This window comes from Gilliamella sp. CG35, assembly GCF_046635745.1.
Classification (GTDB): Bacteria; Pseudomonadota; Gammaproteobacteria; order Enterobacterales; family Orbaceae; genus Gilliamella; species Gilliamella apicola_I.
This window is the reverse complement of the sequence record NZ_JBIDFH010000036.1, coordinates 1-1,778: the sequence shown is the minus strand read 5'-3', so window position 1 is coordinate 1,778 and position 1,778 is coordinate 1. Positions and strand designations below refer to the sequence as shown.

Annotated in this window: 1 protein-coding gene; it reads right to left on the bottom strand. The window is 44.3% G+C overall.

Annotated elements, in window-relative coordinates:
• The coding region (locus ACGH4F_RS09540) for a hypothetical protein (protein WP_411591018.1) at positions 1–1,778 on the bottom strand (1,778 nt) is incomplete at both ends.

Below are 1,778 nucleotides of genomic sequence, written 5' to 3'. Positions count from 1 at the left end.
TTCGGGTCGGCTATCTTCTTACCATCTAAACGTGAGGAGCCTTTTACATACTTAAACCCTGCCGGTAAGATGTCTTTCACTTTGATATTCGCTGTTTGTACCGTGTTATTGATCACTTTTATGCTGTAAGGAACAATATCACCTGTCACAACATTATCTTTTAACGCTGTTTTTATAACCGTTATATCCTCATCCGCTGCCCGATAACCCAACATTAAATCGTTAATCGAGGCCGAATAGGTTGTTAACGTGTTATCTTTCAAACCGATCGGTAAGGTTTGGGCTCCACCTACTCCGTTATACACGATCGATGACGGTGGTGAGGACAAGTCGATTAACGGATGCTCAACCACTTTTCCGTCGATGTCTGTGTACTTCTCAAACGATGGAATGCGTTCATAAAGCAGGCTCTCCTGCGTTGAACCCACCACGCCATCATGATAATTTCCAAACAGTAAACGGATATGATGCGTAACAGCACTGCCACTATTGTTACCGATTGCCAGATTACGGAAGCTAAACTGACCATTATTATCCGTCATCGACGTCATTGGCTTGCCATCTTTATCCATCACATGCTTTTTATCACTGTCTAACAGATAAACATTTACACCCGATAACCCCTTATAACTGTCAGCTGAGTTTGAACCTGTCCCTTCACTGTCTTCTACAAGCTTACCTTCAATAATACCACCATGGATATAACCAAAGTCCTGATCGGTTAGGTTACCTGTGATATCAATGATTGCCTGATTGACTGTCTTCGGTAAGGTTAAGTAACCTTTGCTGTCATGATGCGCATCATCCGGGTCAAAGCTTGCTCGTAACGTGCTCGGTACCCCTTCCACTTCAATTTGCCATTTGCCCGGGATCATGCCGCCTAGTTCATAAACTGTCTCACCGGCTGCAATTGTTTGTGTTATCTGTAATGCCGGATTGTTGATATTACTGAATTTCACCGTCAAGTCCGCATTAACACTGCTGTCCGTGGAGGCGTTGTACACTCCGTTATCATCACTGTCTAAGTAAATTTTACCTTTAATACTGGTGCTACCTTTCCACGCAAAGCTTACCCCTGTCGCTTTATCTGTTGCTCCCGTAAACTGATAAGTTTCACTCATTTCACTGTCAGTCTTATTGATTACTACCGAGTGACTGATGTCGCTTAACATAAAGCTGCTAACATAATCCGTGCCCGGACGACTTACTTTCACCTGATAATCAACACCCGAGACTAAGTTGTCAAACTGATAGTTGCCTAACTCGTGCTCTGCACTACCCGTACTGACCGCTTTAACCTCTTTCACCAGATTATTATCTACATATAATCCTACCGTGTAATCCGTAAATAACGTATCAATTCCGATATCCTGTGCATTGATCACCGCGCCATCTTCCGCAATCACGTCTATCACGACCTGACCTTCAATGCTCGCCTGTCCTTTCAGACCGAAATCAACCGTGGTGATTTTGGTGGACGACGAGGATGGGGAGGCGATATCGACAACAACACCATTACCGGTAATGGATGTAATCGCGCCGCCCACTTTCTGTGCCACATAACTGAAGTCATAACCTGAATTTGCCGGTGCTTCTACACTTATCGTCCAGCTGCCTTCACCTATATTCGCAATTTCATATTCACCCTTACTGTCACTGTCGACCGTTAAGGTTAAGCCATGGCTGTTTGTCGCCACAACGTTCACCCCTGATAAGGTGGCGGTGTGATAAGTCTGATGCGTTCCTTGTCCTGAGTAGTCTTTATAAATAGTCCCTTT